Origin of the sequence: Methylobacterium sp. 2A (genome assembly GCF_009806555.1) — a bacterium.
GTDB lineage: Bacteria > Pseudomonadota > Alphaproteobacteria > Rhizobiales > Beijerinckiaceae > Methylobacterium.
On sequence record NZ_VUOK01000055.1, the window covers coordinates 14,908 to 32,884 of the forward strand.

Genomic DNA, 17,977 nt, shown 5'->3' on the forward strand with positions numbered 1-17,977 from the left:
CGTGCCTGACGGCGGGGCTATCGAGCACGGCACTAGCGGATATACGTATCTTCCGTGTCGGACGCGTTGAGTTCGATCTCGCCGCGGGCCGCCATCTCCAGGGCCTGGTCGGTGATCGAACGCCGCGCCTCGAGCACGTCCCGCTGGGAGGCGGGCTCGCCGCCATCCAGTTCGTGCTCGACGAGGCGCCGGGCGCGGGCGGTCAGGCCGCTGAGCACCACGCTGCGCAGCTGCGGGCTCGTCCCCTTGAGCGCGAGAATGACCTTCTCGTGCGGGATCTGATCGAACAGCGCCGTGCGCGCCCGCGGCGTCATATTGATGATGTCGTCGAAGGTGAAGAGCAGGCTCTTGAGGATCTCGGCGGATTTCGGCCGCGACTGCGCGAGGTTGTCGAGGACCTCCTCCATGCTCTGGCGCTCCATCTTGTTGATGATGTCCGCCATCCGCGAATGGGTATCCGCCGCGGCGTTGCGCGCGAGGTTGATCATGAAATCCTCGTGGATCGTCTGCTCGATCATCTTCATCGTCGCCTCGACGATCGGCTTGAAGGTCAGCATCCGCCGCATGACGCCGTTGCGCAGGGGTGCCGGAAGCTGGGCCATCACCTTCGCGGCGCAGGCCGGTTTGACCTTCGACAGGACCAGCGCCACCGTCTGCGGGTGCTCCTTCATCAGGTAGGAGGCCAGGGCGGTCTCCGACCCGTTCGAGATCCGGTCCCAGATCGAGCGCTCACCCGCCCCGAGGACGTCGGACATGAGCTCGGCGATCTGCTCCGGCGGCAGCACCCCGTCCAGGAGCTTCTCCATCTCCCGGGCCGTCCCGACCAGGCTGGCACCGTCGGCGAACAGGGAGGCGACCTGCTCGATGAGCCCTTCGAGCTGATCGCGCGGCACCGGTCCCAGTTGCGCCACGGCACGCGTGATCTGCTTCAGCTCGGCGCCGTCGAAATATTTGACCAGCCGACTGGAGCTGGCCTTGTTCATCGCGATGAGGACGGCGGCGACCTCCTCGGACGGCGTCAGGACCCTGACGCCCGTCTTGGACACGGGACCTGCGGCCATGGCGGTGCGTCCTGTCAGCCGGCGGCTTCGGCCGGGGCGGAACCGACGATCTCGGTGAGGGACACGCCGAAGCGCGAATTGTCGTCCTCGACCACGACGACTTCGCCCCGGGCGATGACGCGCCCGTTCACGACGACGTCGACCGGCTCACCGACCCGGTGATCGAGGGGAACGATCGCGCCCCGCCCCAGCTTCATCAGGTTGGCGACCGGCATCGTGGCCGAGCCCAGGACCACCTGCATCAGCACCGGGATCCGGAGGATGGAATCGAGATTGCGGCCGCTGCCCAGGCGCTCGTCCTGCGCCCCCTGCTCGGCGGCGTGAGCCTCGATCTTCGCGAACAGGCTGTCGCTGTGCCCGGCCCCGGAAGCGGCGTCGGACTGGTCTGGGGGCGGTGACATCGAGCACTCCTTCGGATGGGGACGGCCGCGCGGCCATGGGGAGGGCGCCCGCCGGGGCGCCGGCATCAGGCGCCGGTCAGGCCGGCGCCGACCGCCGTCTCCTGAGGCGCCGCGGCGGGCTGCGCCGCGTTCGTCAATCTCAGCCGCTCCGCCTTGAGCTCGTCGAGGGCCGCCTTCGCGGACTCGATCTCGCGGCTCAGATCCTCCAGGACCATGCGCCCGTCCTGGGCGAAGGATTGGACGGCGTTGCTGGCGCCGACCAGGGCGGTGGCGCTCCAATCGACCATGTCGCGATACTGCGCATGGTACCGGTCCAGGCGCTTCAACCGCATGTACATGGGCACGAGGCAGGCGGTCGTCGCCACCAGCGCGGCGAAGAGCAGGGCCTCAGCGGGCGAGAACATCGTCGATAAACTCCTGGTCCTGATCGATGAAGCGGTCCACGCGCAGGAGGATGTTGCCGTCCGCCTGCCCGACCTCGCACCAGAACAGATCGCGGTCGTTGCCCACGAGCTTGGCGCGGCTGCGCGGGGTGGCCCGAAGTTCCAGCACCTGGCCGACCTTGAGATCGACGATCTCACCCAGTGTCAGGTGCCGCTCCTCCAGGATCGCCTTCAGCGTCACCGGGGTCTTCTGCACCTCGCTGGCGATCTGCTTGGTCCACTTGGAATCCCGGGCCGAGGTCTCGCCGACCAGGATCCGCGCCAGGCTCTGGCGCATCGGGTTGAGGACGGATTGCGGGATGATGATGAACATCTCGCCGCCGCGGTTGAGCGCCTGCAGCAGGAAGCTCGCCGCCACCGCCTGGTTGTTCCGGCGGCCGATGACCGCGAAATCCATCCGCAGCTCGGTCCGCTCCAGCTTGAACGGCGTGTCGGCCACCAGGGCGAAGCCGGTCTGCATCGCCTTGCCGATCTGCTCGAACAGGCGCTGGGCGATCCGCATTTCAATGCTCGAGAACGAGCGCTCCTCGTCCAGCGGCGGCTCGGATCCGTCGGAGCCGAGCATGACCTCCACCATCGTGAAGATGAAGTCCCGGTCGAAGCCGACCAGCACGTGGCTGTCCCATTCCGCCGCGTGGAAGATGCCGGCGATCGCGTTCGACTCGTAGGGTTCGAGGATGTCGCCGAAGCGCTGCGTATCGACATTGCTCAGCGAGAAGTAGACCGGGGACGCCGCGAAGTGCCGGAGCTGGTCCGCGCAGGCGGTCGCGACCCGGTCCAGGATCACGTGCAGCATCGGCAGGCGTTCGAGGGAGAGACCCGCCGCGTCCAGCAGCCGGTCCCGGATGTCGGCGGCGGCCTGTTGCTTGTCCATGATCAGGCCGCCTCACGCACGGCTTCGCCGCCGCGCGGCCCGCCCGTGATCGTCGCCTGCTCGACCTCGTCGATCGTCGGGCGGTAGGCAGCCGTGATCGCCTTGCGGCCGTGCTCGACGGCGATCTGCGGCAGGGCGCCGTTCATGTAGGCCAGCAGGGTCTGCTTCACGATGATGTAGACCCGCGCCTGCGTTTCGCGGACCACCTTGATCTTGGTGGCGAGCGGCCCGATCAATCCGTAGGACACGAAGATGCCGGTGAAGGTACCCACCAGCGCCGAACCGATCAGGCCGCCCAGCAGGGCCGGCGACTGATCGAGCGCGCCCATCGCCTTCACGATGCCCAGAATCGCCGCGACGATGCCCAGCGCCGGCAGCCCGTCGGCCATGCCCGTCAGCCCGCTGTAGACCTTCAGCCTGTCGTGGCGGTGAGTGGCGATCTCCTCCTCCATCAGCGCCTCGATCTCGTAGGAGCGCGCGTTGCCGATCAGGATGAGGCGCACGTAGTCGCAGATGAACAACTGCAGCTCCGGATCGCGCGTCACCTTCGGATACGCCTTGAAGATCTCGGAATTCGCCGGATCCTCCAGATGCGCCTCGACCTCGTTGCGCGGCTTGGAGCGCAGCTCCCGGGTCAGGGCGAACATGAGACCGAGCAGCTGGAGGTAATCCTCCTTCTTGGGGATCCGGTTGAGCGCCGCGTCCATGATCGCGTTGCCCGTGCCCAGGACGACCTTGGTCGAATTGGCGACCACATAGGACCCGACGGATGCGCCCCCGAGGATGATGAACTCGAAGGGCTGCCAGATCACCGTCAGGTGGCCGCCCATGGCCGCGAAACCGCCGCCGACGCAGACGACCGCGATCAGCAAGCCGATGATGATACTCACACGCGGCGTCCTCAAACCCAGGCAGACAGAGTCCGGCTCCTAGAGCGCGAAGCTTGCGCAAGGCTGGAGCAGAATTCCCAACATGACGCACATTCAGCCTTTCGATTCCGGCGAGTCCCTGTCAAGATAGCGTTCAGAGATCCCCATAATATGCTCGGATGAAGGGCGCAGGCTATGGTTTCGACCTTCACGGATTACAAGATATTAACCTCAAATTACGCGACAACCGTAACCAGGAAATCTTCACAATCAGATGTAAAAAAAGAAATTCAGTATTTTCAGGACAATATCGGCAAGGTCAAGACGATCGACGACTTCCTCGGCAACCAGCGCCTCTACACCTTCGCCATGAAGGCTTATGGGCTGGAAGATGCGATCCCCAACAAGGGCTTCATGCGGAAGGTCCTGACTGGCGAGGCCGACGCCAACGGACATGTCCTGGCCGATCGCCTGCAGGATTCCCGGTACCAGGATCTCGCAGCGGCGTTCAATTTCAGGGAGTACGGCAACGATCCGAGCAAACCGGTGAAACTGGACGATGAGACGCAGGCTCTGATCGACCAGATCGGTGGGGTCAAGACATTGCAGGAAAGGAAAATCGAATACGATAACGACACGGAAAATACGGCGAGCTACATTCAGAATATCATGCAGTACATCAAGACCGCCGACGACATCGCCGCGGATTCCAAGGTATCGGCCTTCGTCCGGACCGCAATCGGCCTGCCCCCCGCCTCGGCGGACGACGATGCCTGGACGCAGGCTCGGCAGATCGAGGGCAAGTTCGACGCGACGACGTTCCAGGATCCCGGGCGGATGGTCGACGTGTTCGACCAATACCGGGCGGGCCGGCAGGCGGGCCGGAAAGCGATCATCGACCCCTATTACCGTTCGGCCGGGACCTACTCGGCCTCCGACGCGGAGATCGCCAAGCTGACGGATTACGCCCGCACCAAGCTCAAGGCGGTGAATTCCGTGAAGGATATCGTCTACGACCCGCCCCTCGCCGGCGCCATCGGATCCGTCCTGGCTCTTCCCGGCGACCTGACCGCGCGCGCGCCCGACGAGCAGATCAAGCTGATCAGCCAGAAGCTCGACGTCGCGAGCCTCCGCGATGGCAAGACGCTCAACGCCTTCCTCGACAAGTTCAAGGCCTTGCGCGACGACGCGCAGACGGCGACGGTCAACGCCTACATCCAACAGTCCATCGAGACGGATGCCGGCGCGGATAACGAGGGCACGCGGCTCGCCCTGTATTTCCGGCGCAAGGTCGGCAGCGTGAAATCCGCCTACGGCCTGCTGGCCGATCCGGCCCTGGCCGAAGTCGTGCGGACGGCGGTCGGCCTGCCCCCGGAATCGGCCAAGAGCAGCATCGACACACAGGCCCGCCTGATCGAGCGCAAGGTCGATCTCGCGAGTTTCAAGGATCCGGCCAAGCTCGACCAGTTCATCAAGCGCTTCACGCTCCTGTGGGATTCCAAGAACAACGCGGCGCCGCAGCCGGCCTTCGCGTTGCTGACCAACTCCGTTCCCGCCCTCGACTCGGACGTGCTGCTCAGCCTGCAGAACATCCGCGGGGGGTTCTGAGATGCAGTCGTCGCTCTACGTCTCGCTGTCGGCCCAGCTGGCGCTCGAGCAGCGCCTGAACACGGTGGCGACGAACGTCGCCAATCTGGGGACGGCGGGCTACCGCGCCGAGGAGGTGAAGTTCGGGACGATCCTGTCGCAGGCGGGCAAGCGCGAGGTCGCCTTCGCCACGCCGGGAGACACCTTCCTGTCGCGCCGGGCCGGCCCGCTGACCAAGACCGATTCGCCCCTCGATGTCGGGCTGAACGGCGACGGCTGGCTGGCGGTGCGGGGGGCCCAGGGCACGGTCTACACCCGGGACGGCCGCATGCAGATCTCGGCGGCCGGCGACCTGCAGGATCTCAGCGGACGCCCGATCCTGGACCCGGGCGGATCGCCCCTGACGGTGGACCCGGAGGGACCGTCGATCACGATCGGCGCGGACGGGATCATCACCCAGGGCGTCAACCAGATCGGCGCGCTCGGCGTGTTCCGCCTCGACCCGGCCGCGACGCTGACCCGCGTCGCCGGCGGCGCGGTGGCGTCGGACCGGCCGGGGGTGCCGATCCTCGACTTCAACCAGCGCGGCGAGACCACGGTCCGGGTGCAGCAGGGCTTCCAGGAGGGGGCCAACGTCAATCCGGTCATGGAGATGGCGCGGCTGATCGAGCTCACCCGCACCTTCCAGAGCGCAGCCGCGGCCGTGTCGGAATCGGAATCCTCGCTCCAGGACGCGATCCGCGGGCTCGTCGGGTCGGGCTCGTAGGCCGCCGGATCGGAGCGAGGGTTTGCGGGGATCGCCATGAACGCGCTGGATCGCCTCGCCGCGGGGTTGGAGGACCGGGACGAGCATCCCCTCGTCCGGGTCGGCGGCGCCGTGCGGGAGATCGGATTCGGCCATTGCCGGATCCGCATCGCCACGCCGCTGCTGCGGCTCGGCGACCGCATGCGGATCGAGTCGGCGGGGCGTCCGCTGGACGGCGAGGTGGTGCGGATCGACGAGGACGGCGTGATCCTCAAACCCTTCGAGGGGCGGATCGAGGCCGGTCTCGGGTCGCCGGCCTACCGGGTGGCGGCGACCGCGCCCCGGCCCTGCGAGGGGTGGAAGGACCGGGTCATCAACGCCCTCGGGCAGCCGATCGACGGGAAGGGCGCGCTGCCCCGGGGCGAGCGGGCCATGCCGCTCGACGCCGATCCGCCCCCGGCCATGCGCCGGGGGCGGGTCGACCAGCCGCTGCGGACCGGGGTTCGGGCGATCGACCTGTTCACCCCCCTCTGCGCGGCCCAGCGCATCGGCATCTTCGCGGGCTCGGGCGTCGGCAAGTCGACGCTGCTGTCGATGCTCGCCCGCTGTGCCGGCTTCGACGCCGTGGTGGTCGCCCTGGTGGGCGAGCGCGGGCGCGAGGTTCGGGAGTTCCTGGAGGGCCCGATCCTGGCGAGCCGGCCGCGCTCGGTGGTGGTGGTGGCGACCGGCGACGAGAGCCCGATGATGCGCCGGCAGGCGCCGAAGCTCGCCGTCGCGGTGGCGGAATATTTTCGCGATCAGGGCCAGTCGGTGCTGCTCATGGTCGATTCGGTGACCCGCTTCGCCCACGCGGCCCGGGAGGTCGCCCTCGCGGCGGGCGAGCCGCCGGTGGCGCGGGGCTATCCCCCGAGCGTGTTCGGCGACCTGCCGCGCCTGCTGGAACGGGCCGGGCCGGGCCTGGAGGGCGGGGGCACGATCACCGGCGTGTTCTCGGTGCTGATCGACGGCGACGACCACAACGATCCCGTGGCCGACAGCATCCGCGGGACGCTGGACGGGCATATCGTGCTCGACCGGGCGATCGCCGACCAGGGGCGCTACCCGGCGATCAACCTGCTCGGCTCGATCTCGCGCCTCGCCGATCTGGTCTGGACGCCGCAGCAGCGCGAACTGGTGCGCACGCTCAAGGGCATGATCGCCCGCTTCGAGGATTCCCGGGACCTGCGCCTGATGGGCGGCTATCACGCGGGGACCGACCCCGAACTCGATCAGGCGGTCGCGCTGATCCCCAAGATCTACGCCGCCCTGCGGCAGGATCCGAGCGAGCCCGAGAGCTACGACGCCTTCCTGGACCTCGCCAACGCCCTGCGGGGCTGACGCGCGCCGGCGGGGAAAGCCTCGCGCAAGCGAACCCTGATCTGAGTTCAGCCAAGTTTTTCGATGAGGAGTTCCGACCATGGGTCTGTACGGGGTGCTGAACGCCGGTGTGTCCGGAATGAACGCGCAGACGAACCGGCTTGGCGTCGTCGCGGACAACATCCAGAATCAGAACACGGTCGGCTACAAGCGGGGCAACACGCAGTTCTCCTCCATGCTGACCGATTCGAGCGCCGGCTCGTACAATGCCGGCTCGGTCACCACGACCGTCCGGTACGGGATCGGCGGCTCCAGCAACCAGGGCACGACGCAGAAGACGACCTCCAGCACCGATATGGCGATCAACGGGGAAGGATTCTTCATCGTGAAGGACCGGGGCGGCACCCCGCACCTCACCCGGGCGGGCAATTTCGTCGTTGATGGCCCGACGGGCAACATGGTGAATGCCGCCGGCATGACCCTGCAGGGCTACAGTCTCGCCAACGGCGACCCGAAAGTCTCGCTGAACAGCTATGACGGCCTTGAGCCGGTCAACATGTCGAACCTGTCAGGCAAGACGAGCCCCTCGACGGCCGGAACATTGGCGGGCAACCTGTACATCGACGCTCCGAACGGCACGGCGCCCATTTCTGCCACCAATTATACGAAGCCTTATTCGATCACGACTTACGACGACGCCGGTCGTCCGTCAGTGGTCGACATCAACTTCCTGAAGACTGGCGACGGCCAGTGGACGGCCGCGGCCTTCAGCCGCGATACCGCGACCACCAAGGGCAAGCAGCTCGCGTCCGTTCCCATGACCTTCGACGGAAGCGGCAAACCGACCAGCGCCCCGAAACTGAGCTGGAACGTGCCAAACGGCCAACCCTTCACCCTCGATCTGTCGGCCATCACGCAGAACGCGGGCGATTACAGCATGGAAACGACGGCGATTGACGGCAACTTGCCGAGCGCAGTCAAGAGCACGGACATCGCTACGGACGGAACGGTCTACGCGGTCTACGAGGACGGCTCACGCAAGGCGGCCTACAAGATCCCGCTGGCGACGGTGCCGAGCCCGGACAATCTCACCCCGCGCGCGGGCAACGTCTACGATCTGAGCGCCACCTCCGGGCCGGTGCAGACCGGTTTTCCCAATATCGGTGGTCGCGGTTCGATCCTCTCGGGCAGTCTCGAGCAATCGACAGTCGATCTCGGCGACGAACTCTCGACCATGATCGCCTCGCAGACCAGTTACGGCGCCAACTCGAAGGTGTTCCAGACCGGCACCGAGATGCTCGAGACCCTCGTCAACCTGAAGCGCTGAGTCGAGGATCGAGAGGACAGGCGGGATGAGTCTTTCCGTTGCCCTGAACACCGCGCGCGGCTCGCTGTCGGCGAACGGGCTGCAGACCGACACCGTGTCGCGCAACGTCGCGGGGGTCGGCGACGCGTCCTATTCGCGCAAGGTCGCGTCGCTGGTCACGACGGACGGGCCCGTCCGGGTCGTCGTCAACCGGGTCAGCAACACGGCCCTGTTCGACAAGATGATTAACAGCACGTCGGATCTGGCCGGGCGCCAGGCGATCCTCGACGGCCTGAAGAGCCTGGAGCAAACGGTCGGCGACACGGAGGCGGACGGCTCCATGGCCGCCAAGGTCGGTACCCTGGACCAGGCGCTGAGCAACGCCGCGAATCAACCCAACGATCAGAATCTCGCCAAGGCCGCGGTCGCCGCCGCGAAGGATCTGGCCCGGACGTTGAACCAGGCCAGCACCACGGTCCAGTCCGCGCGCAAGAACGCGGATGACGAAATCAACAATTCCGTCCAGACGATCAACGACCTGCTGACGCAGTTCGACAAGGCCAACAAGGCGGTGATGACCGGAACCGTCACCGGGACCGACATCAGTGATGCGCTGGACAACCGCGACAAAATCCTGGCGAAGCTATCGCAGGAACTCGGCATCACCACGGTGGTCCGGGCCAACAACGACATGGCGATCTACGCCGACAACGGCTCGCCGCTCTTCGACAAGATCGCGCGGCCCGTGACCTTCCAGCCTACGTCGGCCTTCGCGCCCGGGACGGCGGGCAACGCGGTGTTCATCGACGGCGTGCAAGTCACCGGCAGCAAATCGCTGATGCCGCTCCAGACCGGGCGCATCGTCGGGCAGATGACGGTGCGCGACGAGGTCGCGGTCACCTACCAGAACCAGCTCGACGCGCTCGCCGGCGGGGTGATCAGCGCGCTCGCCGAGACGAACAAGAACGACCCGACCAAGCCAGCCCTGGCAGGCTTGCTGACTTATGCCGGCGGACCGCCCCTGCCGGCAAACACGGTGGGGCTCGCGGCCAGCATCCGCGTGAACGCGAAGGCCGATCCGGAGCAGGGGGGTGACCCGTTCACCCTGCGGGACGGCGGCATGAACGGGACGGATTACCAGTACAACACGACGGGCGCCGCCGCCTTCTCGGACCATCTGCGTGCGCTCCAGACGACGCTGCGGGCGGACCAGTCGTTTCCGACCAGCTCGGAGCTTCCGAATCCGGCCTCGGTGATGACGGCCGCCCAGGCCTCGGCCAGCTGGCTGGAGGCCGCGCGCAAGGCAGCCTCGGCCCAGGTCGATACCGAATCGGCTGTCCTGAGTCGCACCTCCACGGCGCTCTCGAATGCCACCGGCGTGAACCGGGACGACGAGGTCGCGACGATGCTCCAGCTCGAGAAATCCTACGCGGCCTCGGCCAAGCTCATCGCGACGGTCAATGCGATGCTCCAATCCCTCCTCGATGCGGTGAGGTAGTGCCATGCAGACGACCTTCATCTCGACGGTCAACTTCCTGAACACGCCGCGCTCGACGATGAACCGCCTGCAGGCGGATCTCGACAAGGCCAATTCGGAGAGCACGAACGAGGGGCGGTACGCCGATGTCGGCCTCGAGCTGGGCTATCGGACCGGGCTCACCCTCGACCTCCGTCAGGGCCTCGACGAGATCGACGCGCAGGTGACGCGCAACGGGCTGACGAACGTCCGCGTCAACAGCGCCTACCAAGCGCTCGACCGGGTCCGGTCGGACGGGGAGGCCTTCATGGCGACCCTGACGCCCGGCAAGCTGAACGACACCAGTGCGACCACGATCGCGCAGGCTGCATCCTCCAAGCTCACGGCGTTGATCGGTGAGCTGAACACGCAGACGGGCGGCCAATACCTGTTCGGTGGAATCAATACCGCCCAGGTGCCGATCAAGGATTACGAGACGACCTCGGGAACGTCGGACGCCAAGCAGGCTTTCGTGGACGCGTTCAAGGCCAAGTTCGGCTTCGAGCCCGGCACGCAGCCAGGCTCGAGCGCCATCACCCCAACGCAGATGCAGGAGTTCCTCGCGGATGGCGGCCCGTTCGCGGCGCTCTTCTCCAACACGGCGTGGAAGAACTGGTCGACAGCGTCCGACACGCCGGTCCGCAGCGAGATCGCCCGCAACGAGACGGTGAACACCTCCGTCAGCGCCAACGTCCAGCCTCTGCGGCAGCTGGCGATGCTGTACTCGCTGGGCTCCTCGATCGGCCTTCCGAGCCTGTCCTCGACCACGCAGGCCGTCGTCTACGACAAGCTGCGCAGCCTCGCCGGCTCGGCGACCTGGGGGGTCACGGGGATCCAGGCGGATGTGGGCGCCGTCCAGGCCCGCATCACGACCGTCGGAACGCAGATGGGTATTCAGAAGAATATCCTGCAGGAAGGCGTCAAAAATCTGGAGTACGGCGACCCCATCGAGGCTGCAGCGCGCGTCAAGAATCTGACCACGCAGCTGGAGATCTCTTACTCGCTGACCAATCAGGTCAACAAACTGAGCCTGATGGATTACGTCCGGTAAGATAGACCCATCCTGAACTGAAATGGCGCGGACACGACAGGGCCCGTGCTGAAACCGCACACCGAATCGACACAAGAGGCATTCCTGCGATGTACGGCGCGTCTTACGCGGAGATCATGGACGAATCGCCCGCGCTCGCGCGTGAGCGGGAACGCGAGGCCTTCGACCGGGCCATCGAACTGATGAAGCGGGCCGCGGGGGCCGATGCGACGCCGGAGGTCCGCCAGGAGGCGACCAGCTTCCTGCAGCGCCTCTGGAGCCTGCTGATCGACGATCTCGCCAATCCCGAGAACGCCCTGCCGACGCAACTGCGGGCGGACCTGATCTCCATCGGCCTCTGGAACATGAGCCGCGCCGATCAGATCCTGCGCGGGGACGCGGCCGGGTTCGAGGCCCTGATCTACGTCAACACCCTCGTCCGGGACGGTCTGCAATGAGCCGGTCGATCAATCTGAGCCTGCGCGGCAACGAGCGGATCTTCATCAACGGCGCCGTCCTGCGAGTCGACCGCAAGGTCACGATCGAGTTGCTCAACGACGCCACGTTCCTCATGGAGGCGCATGTGCTGCAGGCGGAGCAGGCCACCACGCCGATCCGCCAGCTCTATTTCATCGCGCAGGCCATGCTGATCGATCCCAGCAACGCGGATCGGGTCCGAAACGCCTACGCCGAGGTCGACAGCGCGATCGTCGCGAGCGATCCCGGCCCGGACGTGACGTCCGCTCTGGCAGTGGCCAGGAACTTCCTGACGGCCGGCCGGCCCTTCGAGGTCCTGCGGATCCTGCGGGGCCTGTTCGAGGCGGACGGTTCGCAATCCTCCGGGAACGCGGGCGCGATCACCCACCGGGTCGCCTGAAGACGCGAAACCTCGCTTTGACGGGCTTTCCGCCGCGCCGGCGCGCATCCCGGCGGGAGCCACACCCAGCGTCCGAACAGCCATATCGGAGGGAGATCGAGTCATGTCCGTGCCATTAGCCAACAACACCGGACCTTCGACTGGGGCGGCAGACGCAGCCGCCAAGGCCGCAGCCGACAAGAAGGCGTCCGCAGCCAAGCAGACGACCCTGAACTACGACAATTTCCTCAACCTCCTCCTGGCTCAGATGAAGAACCAGAATCCGACCGACCCGATCAAGTCGACGGAATATATGAGCCAGCTGGCGACGTTCTCGCAGGTCGAGCAGAGCGTCAACATGAACAGCAAGCTCGATGCGCTGCTCGCCTCGTCGACCATGTCCGAGGCCGGGAACCTCGTCGGCCGCACCGTCACCTCGGCGGACCAGAAGTCGACCGGAACGGTCACGTCGGTCCAGATGACCAAGGACGGGCTGGTGGCGCACCTCGATAGCGGCAAGGACGTGCCCTACGCGCCCGGCATGACCGTGTCGTAGCGCCCTTCGATGCCATGAACGAGATCGACGCCCTGGAACTCGTCCGCACCGCCATCTGGACGATCATCGTCGCATCCGGGCCGGCGGTCGGGGCCGCCATGCTGGTGGGGATCCTGATCGCCCTGTTCCAGGCGCTGACGCAGATTCAAGAGGTGACCCTCACCTTCGTGCCGAAGATCGTGGTCGTTCTCGTCGTGATGATCCTCACCGGATCCTTCGTCGGGGGCCAGATCTACGCCTTCACCGAGATGGTCTACGGCCGGATCGTCTCCGGCTTCTGAGACGTCGCGCGAACCGGACGTCCCGCCCGGGCGGGGACGGCGCAACCCAGGCGCAAGCTTGCTGAGCCAGAAGCGGCCTCCACACGGAGAGGGTTGGAAGCGTGGCAGCGGCCGTCGAAGCGCTGGCGCCGGAGAGCAAGGTCCGGCGGGATGTGTGGTTCGCGATCGGGATCATCGCGATCCTCGCGGTCCTGTTCCTGCCCGTCCCGGCGATGCTGATCGATATCGGGCTGGCGCTCTCCATCGCCTTCTCGGTCCTGATCCTGATGGTGGCGCTCTGGATCCGGAAGCCGCTCGAATTCTCGTCCTTCCCGACGATCCTCCTGATCGCGACCCTGCTGCGCCTCGCGCTCGGGATCGCGACCACGCGCCTGATCCTGTCCAACGGCGACGCGGGCGTCGACGCGGCCGGCCACGTGATCCAGGGCTTCTCGCAGTTCGTCATGGGCGGCGATTTCGTGATCGGTCTGGTGGTGTTCGCCATCCTGATCACGGTGAACTTCCTGGTCATCACCAAGGGCGCCACCCGCATCGCCGAGGTCGGAGCGCGCTTCACCCTCGACGCGATCCCCGGCAAGCAGATGGCGATCGACGCCGATCTCTCGGCAGGCCTCATCGACGAGAAGGAGGCGCAGCGCCGGCGGCAGGAGATGGAGGAGGAGAGCGCCTTCTTCGGCTCCATGGACGGCGCCTCGAAATTCGTGCGCGGCGAGGCGGTCGCCAGCCTGATCGTCATCGCGGTCAACATCTTCGGCGGGATCATCATCGGCGTCACCCGCCACGGCCTGCCGCTGGCGAAGGCGGCCGACGTCTTCACCAAGCTCTCGGTGGGCGACGGCCTCGTCGCGCAGATCCCGGCCCTGATCGTGTCGCTGGCCGCGGGCCTGCTGGTCTCGAAGGGCGGCACGAAGGGCACGGCCGAGCAGGCGATCGTGGGTCAGCTCGGCGCCTATCCGCGGGCGCTGTTCGTCTCCGCCGGCATGATGGGCGTCTTCGCGATCATGCCGGGGATGCCGTTCGTACCCTTCGCGCTCCTGGGCGCCCTGATGTCCACGATCGCCTACCTGATCCCGCGCCGCATCGCCGACGCGCAATCGAAGGTCGAGGCCGAGGCGCAGGCCCGGGAGGAGCAGCGCCTGCTGGAGAGCCGCGAGAGCGAGGCCGTCAAGGAATCGCTCAAGACCGCCGAGATCGAGCTGCGGCTCGGCAAGCACCTCGCCGTGCAGATCCAGGGCGCCCGGCAGGAGCTGGCCCACCGGGTCGGCCGGATGCGCCGGAAATTCGCGCAGCAATACGGATTCGTGGTTCCCGACATCAAGCTGGTCGAGGCGAACACCGTCCCGAGCAAGAACTACGAGATCGCCATCCACGGGACCGTCGTGGCCGCGCAGCAGGTACGCCCCGGGGAGATGCTGATCGTGGTCGGCGACGGGCCGCTGCCCACCATCGCGGGCGAGGAGGTGCGCGAGCCGGCCTTCGGCATGCGGGCCGTCTGGGTGCCGGAGGCCTACGCCCCGGAGGCCAGGCGCGAAGGTTTCAGCCCCATCGACTGCAACTCGGTCATGCTGACCCATGTCAGCGAGGTCATCCGCAACAACCTGCCGCAGCTCCTGTCCTACAAGGACCTGCGGATGCTCATCGATCGGCTCGATCCGGAGTACAGGCGGCTGGTCGACGACATCTGCCCGTCGCAGATCTCGTATTCGGGCCTGCAGGCGGTGCTCAAGCTGCTGCTCGCCGAGCGGGTCTCGATCCGCAACCTGCACCTGATCATCGAGGCGATCGCCGAGATCGTCCCCCATGCCCGCCGCGCCGAGCAGATCGCCGAGCACGTCCGGCTGCGCGTCGCGCAGCAGATCTGCGGCGACATCGCCGAGAACGGGGTGCTCAGCGTCCTGCGCCTCGGGAGCCGGTGGGATCTCAGCTTCCATCAGGCCCTGAAGCGCGACGCCAAGGGCGACGTGGCGGAGATCGACATGGACCCGCGGCTGATCGAACAGTTCGGCGTGGAGGCCGCGGAGGCGATTCGCGCCCACATGAAGACATCCCATAAATTCGCCCTGGTCACCGCGCCGGAGGTGCGCGGCTACGTGCGGATGATCATCGAGCGCCTCTTCCCGACGATCCCCGTGCTGTCGCATGTCGAGATCGCCCGGGGCGTCGAGATCAAGTCCCTCGGCACGATCTCCTGATCCGCATGATCCCGGAGACGCTGCTCGGCATATTCATGATCTTCTGCCGGGTCGGCGGCTGCCTGATGGTCGCCCCGGGCCTGTCGAGCCAGAGGGTGGCGCAGCGCGTCCGCCTCTTCGTCGCCCTGACGGTGACCCTGGCGGTGTCGCCGCTGCTCCTGCCGAAGTTCAGCGCGCAATTGCGCGACTCCGTGCCGGCCGACACCCTATGGTGGATCGGCTGCGAGACGCTCACCGGTCTCGCCATCGGCTTCTTCGGCCGGGCCTTCTACTTCGCCCTCGAGACCATGGCGACCGCCCTGGCGACGATGATCGGCCTCGGCGGCATTCCGGGCAATCCGGTGGCCGAGACTGAGGGGGCCTCGCTGGCCGGTTCGCTGATCACCATGGGGGCGACGATCCTGATCTTCGCCATGGACCTGCACTGGGAATTGTTTCGCGGCCTGGTCGCCTCCTACGACCGCATCCCGCCCGGGGTCCCGTTCGGGTCGGGGCCGATGCTGGCGGGCTTCGTCGACCGGATCTCCGAGGCCTTCGTCATGGCCGCGCGGATCACGAGCCCGTTCGTCATCTACTCGGTGATGGTGAACCTCGCCATGGGACTGGCCAACAAGCTGACGCCGCAGATCCCGGTCTTCTTCATCGCGACGCCGTTCGTCCTCTTCGGCGGCATGCTGCTGCTGATGTTCCTGTACAAGGACATGATCGCGCAGTTCATCCTGACCTACGAGCACTGGCTGAAATGGGGCTGAGGGGAGACCGGGATGCCGTCGCGACTCGACCGGGCGACGCGGATCCTCCGCGTGCAGGACCGGATGCGCCAGCTCGCCGAGCGGGAGCTCGCCGCCGTTGAGCGCCGGGTCCGCGCGGCCGATACGGCTCAGGCGGATCTGATTCACGCGCTCAACGAAGCCTCGGCGTTTCACGAGCCGCTCCGCGCCACCGCGCTCCACCGCCTGAAGACCCTCGCGGTCACCGCCCAGGAAGCGCGCGCCGAGCGTGACGTCCGGGCGCGGCAGCTCCTCGACCGGGCCACGCAGCACAAGCGGACCGAGCAATGGGTCGGGCGCCTCGAAGCCGAGCATGAGCGGGATAGGGAGAGGCGGGACTGGGCCGAACGGCTCGACCTCCTGTCCGCCGCCGTCGAGGCAAGCCTCCCGCCAGCCAAGTCGGATAGGGGGGCGGATGAACCCGATGTTTCCGCGGCCGCGACGAGCCCGGCCGGTCCCGAGGACCGGATGAGCCACGGCCCCACCCATCCGGATACGAGCACGCCGTGAGCGTCCAACCCCCCTCCGATATCGTCCTCGACGTGGCGCGCGCCGCCGATCCGGTCCGCTATCAGGCCGCCGTGACCAAGCTGTCGCAGGGCTCCCCCGCGACCTTCGCCGACGCGCTCGGCACGGCTTCGGCCGGGCGGGCCGGCATCCCCGCCATGGCGCAGCCGAGCGCCGACACCGTGCTGACCCGGTTCCGGACCGCCGCGACCCTGGCGGCCCCCGGCCCCAAGGGGACGCCGGCCCAGCAATTCGAAGCCTTCGTCCTGCAGAGCTTCGTCGAATCGATGCTGCCCCAGGGGGCCTCGGCGGTGTTCGGCAAGGGCAATGCCGGATCGATCTGGCGGTCGATGCTGGCGGAACAGCTCGGCGCCCAGCTCGCCAAGGCGGGCGGGGTCGGCATCGCCCGGATGATCGACGCCGCGCATCCCGGTACCGCCCAAGCCGGCGCCCCGGATCCCGCGCTCAAGGCGCGGACGAAGGCCTAGAGCCGTGCCCGATCGCGTTGCAATCGAGCACGGCTCTAGGCCTTTGTTCCAACGCGCTCTCTTGCGCCGAACCGGCGTCCATTTCGGCGGAGCGCGCTCTAGCGCCGTTCCCGACCGAATCGCGGTCCGAGCGGCTCCGAGTTCCTCGTTCGGCGCGCTCCGCCGAATCGGTCTCCACTTCGGCGGAGCGCGCTGAGCCCCGCAACGGACACGGACCATGCTGCTGTCATCCCTGAGCCGCCTCGAAACGATCATCGATGCCGAGACCGCCGCGCTTACGGCGCATGACCTGCAGGATCAGGACGACTTCAACCGTCGCAAGAGCCAGAGCCTGGTGGAACTCGCGCGCCTCGGCCGAGCCGTCGATCCCGCGCAGCTCAAGCCCGAGGAGATCGACTGCCTGGAACGGGTCCGCGTCAAACTCAGGCGCAACCACGAACTCCTCGGCATCCACCTGCGCGCCATGCAGGAGGTCTCGGACATCGTTTCCACCATGATCCAGAGCGCGGAATCCGACGGCACCTACTCCGCCACCCTGCGCTATCAGGAGTGACCGCCCATGGCCCGGATCGTCATCACCGGCCTCTGGATCTGCGCGATCACCGTCCTGTCCAGCTTCGCGGTGATCACCTGGATGCCGGCCCTGCCGAAGCCGAAGGCCGAGGAATACCTCGAGGGTCTCACCTACCAGAAGCTGAAGCCCCTCAATATCCCGGTCATCGCGGAGGGCAGCGTTCAGGGCTACGTCATGGCCACGATGATCTTCACGGCCGATTCGCACCTGATCAAGGGCATGAACGTGACCCCGGCGCCGTTCGTGATGGACGAGTCGTTCCGGCAGATCTACGGCGACGGCGATCTCGATTTCCGCAATCTCAAGAAATACGACCTCAACAAGCGGCTGGAGGAGATCAAGCGGCGGGTGAATGAGCGACTGGGGTCCGAAGTCGTCAAGGACGTGATGATCGAGAACTTCAACTTCGTCACGAAGAAGGACATCCGCAGCTAGGGCGCACTCCGCCGAAGTGGAGACCGGTCCGGCGCCATGGAGCGCGTCGAAGCACAAGCGCAGAGCCTTCTCGGCCGGAGGGTCCTCGGTCCACTGCCGTACGCCGCGGTAGACCCATCGGGTGGTCCCA

The 17,977-nt window shown here is 66.8% G+C and carries 21 protein-coding genes and 1 pseudogene; 17 read left to right on the top strand and 5 right to left on the bottom strand.

What is annotated here, in order from left to right; translation table 11 throughout:
- Positions 1 to 32: 32 nt before the first annotated feature.
- The 5 genes from FVE89_RS24215 to motA form a co-directional block, all read right to left on the bottom strand.
- A complete protein-coding gene (locus FVE89_RS24215) occupies positions 33 to 1,061 on the bottom strand; it encodes a flagellar motor switch protein FliG (protein WP_161392752.1) in 1,029 nt (342 codons plus the stop codon).
- Between the two features lie 14 nt (positions 1,062 to 1,075).
- The gene (gene fliN / locus FVE89_RS24220; RefSeq protein ID WP_202131043.1) at positions 1,076 to 1,462 is read right to left on the bottom strand and encodes a flagellar motor switch protein FliN; all 387 of its coding nucleotides are present in this window, start codon (positions 1,460 to 1,462) and stop codon (positions 1,076 to 1,078) included.
- A 65-nt stretch (positions 1,463 to 1,527) separates the two neighbouring features.
- The gene (locus FVE89_RS24225; protein WP_161392753.1) at positions 1,528 to 1,866 is read right to left on the bottom strand and encodes a hypothetical protein; all 339 of its coding nucleotides are present in this window, start codon (positions 1,864 to 1,866) and stop codon (positions 1,528 to 1,530) included.
- Positions 1,850 to 2,779, bottom strand: a complete 930-nt coding sequence (locus FVE89_RS24230) for a FliM/FliN family flagellar motor switch protein (protein ID WP_161392754.1) — start codon at positions 2,777 to 2,779, stop codon at positions 1,850 to 1,852. The genes FVE89_RS24225 and FVE89_RS24230 overlap by 17 nt, the downstream gene beginning before the upstream one ends.
- 2 nt (positions 2,780 to 2,781) lie before the next feature.
- Complete coding sequence (motA, locus tag FVE89_RS24235) at positions 2,782 to 3,669, bottom strand: flagellar motor stator protein MotA (RefSeq protein ID WP_161392755.1); 888 nt, start codon at positions 3,667 to 3,669, stop codon at positions 2,782 to 2,784.
- A gap of 393 nt (positions 3,670 to 4,062) precedes the next feature.
- Here motA and FVE89_RS31360 point away from each other — a divergent pair.
- The 17 genes and pseudogenes from FVE89_RS31360 to FVE89_RS24315 form a co-directional block, all read left to right on the top strand.
- Positions 4,063 to 4,218: pseudogene (locus FVE89_RS31360) on the top strand (DUF1217 domain-containing protein); the annotation flags it as partial.
- Between the two features lie 267 nt (positions 4,219 to 4,485).
- Complete coding sequence (locus FVE89_RS31365; protein ID WP_246731169.1) at positions 4,486 to 5,256, top strand: DUF1217 domain-containing protein; 771 nt, start codon at positions 4,486 to 4,488, stop codon at positions 5,254 to 5,256.
- A gap of 1 nt (position 5,257) precedes the next feature.
- Complete coding sequence (gene flgF, locus FVE89_RS24245) at positions 5,258 to 6,001, top strand: flagellar basal-body rod protein FlgF (RefSeq protein ID WP_161392757.1); 744 nt, start codon at positions 5,258 to 5,260, stop codon at positions 5,999 to 6,001.
- Between the two features lie 36 nt (positions 6,002 to 6,037).
- Positions 6,038 to 7,357 (top strand): flagellar protein export ATPase FliI, encoded by a 1,320-nt coding sequence (gene fliI, locus FVE89_RS24250; RefSeq protein WP_161392758.1) that lies wholly within the window; start codon positions 6,038 to 6,040, stop codon positions 7,355 to 7,357.
- A gap of 79 nt (positions 7,358 to 7,436) precedes the next feature.
- Positions 7,437 to 8,663 (top strand): flagellar hook protein FlgE, encoded by a 1,227-nt coding sequence (locus FVE89_RS24255; protein ID WP_161392759.1) that lies wholly within the window; start codon positions 7,437 to 7,439, stop codon positions 8,661 to 8,663.
- A gap of 25 nt (positions 8,664 to 8,688) precedes the next feature.
- On the top strand, positions 8,689 to 10,140 hold the full coding sequence (gene flgK / locus FVE89_RS24260; RefSeq protein WP_161392760.1) for a flagellar hook-associated protein FlgK: 1,452 nt from the start codon (positions 8,689 to 8,691) through the stop codon (positions 10,138 to 10,140).
- Positions 10,141 to 10,144: 4 nt separating this feature from the next.
- Complete coding sequence (locus FVE89_RS24265; RefSeq protein WP_161392761.1) at positions 10,145 to 11,209, top strand: flagellar hook-associated family protein; 1,065 nt, start codon at positions 10,145 to 10,147, stop codon at positions 11,207 to 11,209.
- Between the two features lie 89 nt (positions 11,210 to 11,298).
- Positions 11,299 to 11,646, top strand: coding sequence for a flagellar biosynthesis regulator FlaF (gene flaF / locus FVE89_RS24270; RefSeq protein WP_161392762.1), 348 nt, complete (start codon positions 11,299 to 11,301; stop codon positions 11,644 to 11,646).
- Entirely contained in the window at positions 11,643 to 12,065 is a 423-nt protein-coding gene (flbT, locus tag FVE89_RS24275; protein WP_161392763.1) for a flagellar biosynthesis repressor FlbT, read from the top strand. The genes flaF and flbT overlap by 4 nt, the downstream gene beginning before the upstream one ends.
- Before the next feature lie 103 nt (positions 12,066 to 12,168).
- Positions 12,169 to 12,600, top strand: a complete 432-nt coding sequence (flgD, locus tag FVE89_RS24280; protein WP_161392764.1) for a flagellar hook assembly protein FlgD — start codon at positions 12,169 to 12,171, stop codon at positions 12,598 to 12,600.
- Positions 12,601 to 12,614: 14 nt separating this feature from the next.
- A complete protein-coding gene (gene fliQ / locus FVE89_RS24285) occupies positions 12,615 to 12,881 on the top strand; it encodes a flagellar biosynthesis protein FliQ (RefSeq protein ID WP_161392765.1) in 267 nt (88 codons plus the stop codon).
- Between the two features lie 101 nt (positions 12,882 to 12,982).
- Positions 12,983 to 15,073, top strand: a complete 2,091-nt coding sequence (gene flhA, locus FVE89_RS24290; RefSeq protein WP_161392766.1) for a flagellar biosynthesis protein FlhA — start codon at positions 12,983 to 12,985, stop codon at positions 15,071 to 15,073.
- Positions 15,074 to 15,078: 5 nt separating this feature from the next.
- A complete protein-coding gene (gene fliR, locus FVE89_RS24295) occupies positions 15,079 to 15,825 on the top strand; it encodes a flagellar biosynthesis protein FliR (RefSeq protein WP_161392767.1) in 747 nt (248 codons plus the stop codon).
- A gap of 12 nt (positions 15,826 to 15,837) precedes the next feature.
- Positions 15,838 to 16,353 (top strand): hypothetical protein, encoded by a 516-nt coding sequence (locus FVE89_RS24300; protein WP_161392768.1) that lies wholly within the window; start codon positions 15,838 to 15,840, stop codon positions 16,351 to 16,353.
- Positions 16,350 to 16,838 (top strand): rod-binding protein, encoded by a 489-nt coding sequence (locus tag FVE89_RS24305; RefSeq protein ID WP_161392769.1) that lies wholly within the window; start codon positions 16,350 to 16,352, stop codon positions 16,836 to 16,838. Before FVE89_RS24300 ends, FVE89_RS24305 begins: the two co-directional genes overlap by 4 nt.
- A gap of 217 nt (positions 16,839 to 17,055) precedes the next feature.
- Complete coding sequence (locus tag FVE89_RS24310) at positions 17,056 to 17,391, top strand: flagellar protein FlgN (RefSeq protein ID WP_161392770.1); 336 nt, start codon at positions 17,056 to 17,058, stop codon at positions 17,389 to 17,391.
- A 6-nt stretch (positions 17,392 to 17,397) separates the two neighbouring features.
- Complete coding sequence (locus FVE89_RS24315; protein ID WP_161392771.1) at positions 17,398 to 17,847, top strand: hypothetical protein; 450 nt, start codon at positions 17,398 to 17,400, stop codon at positions 17,845 to 17,847.
- The last annotated feature ends 130 nt before the right edge of the window (positions 17,848 to 17,977 follow it).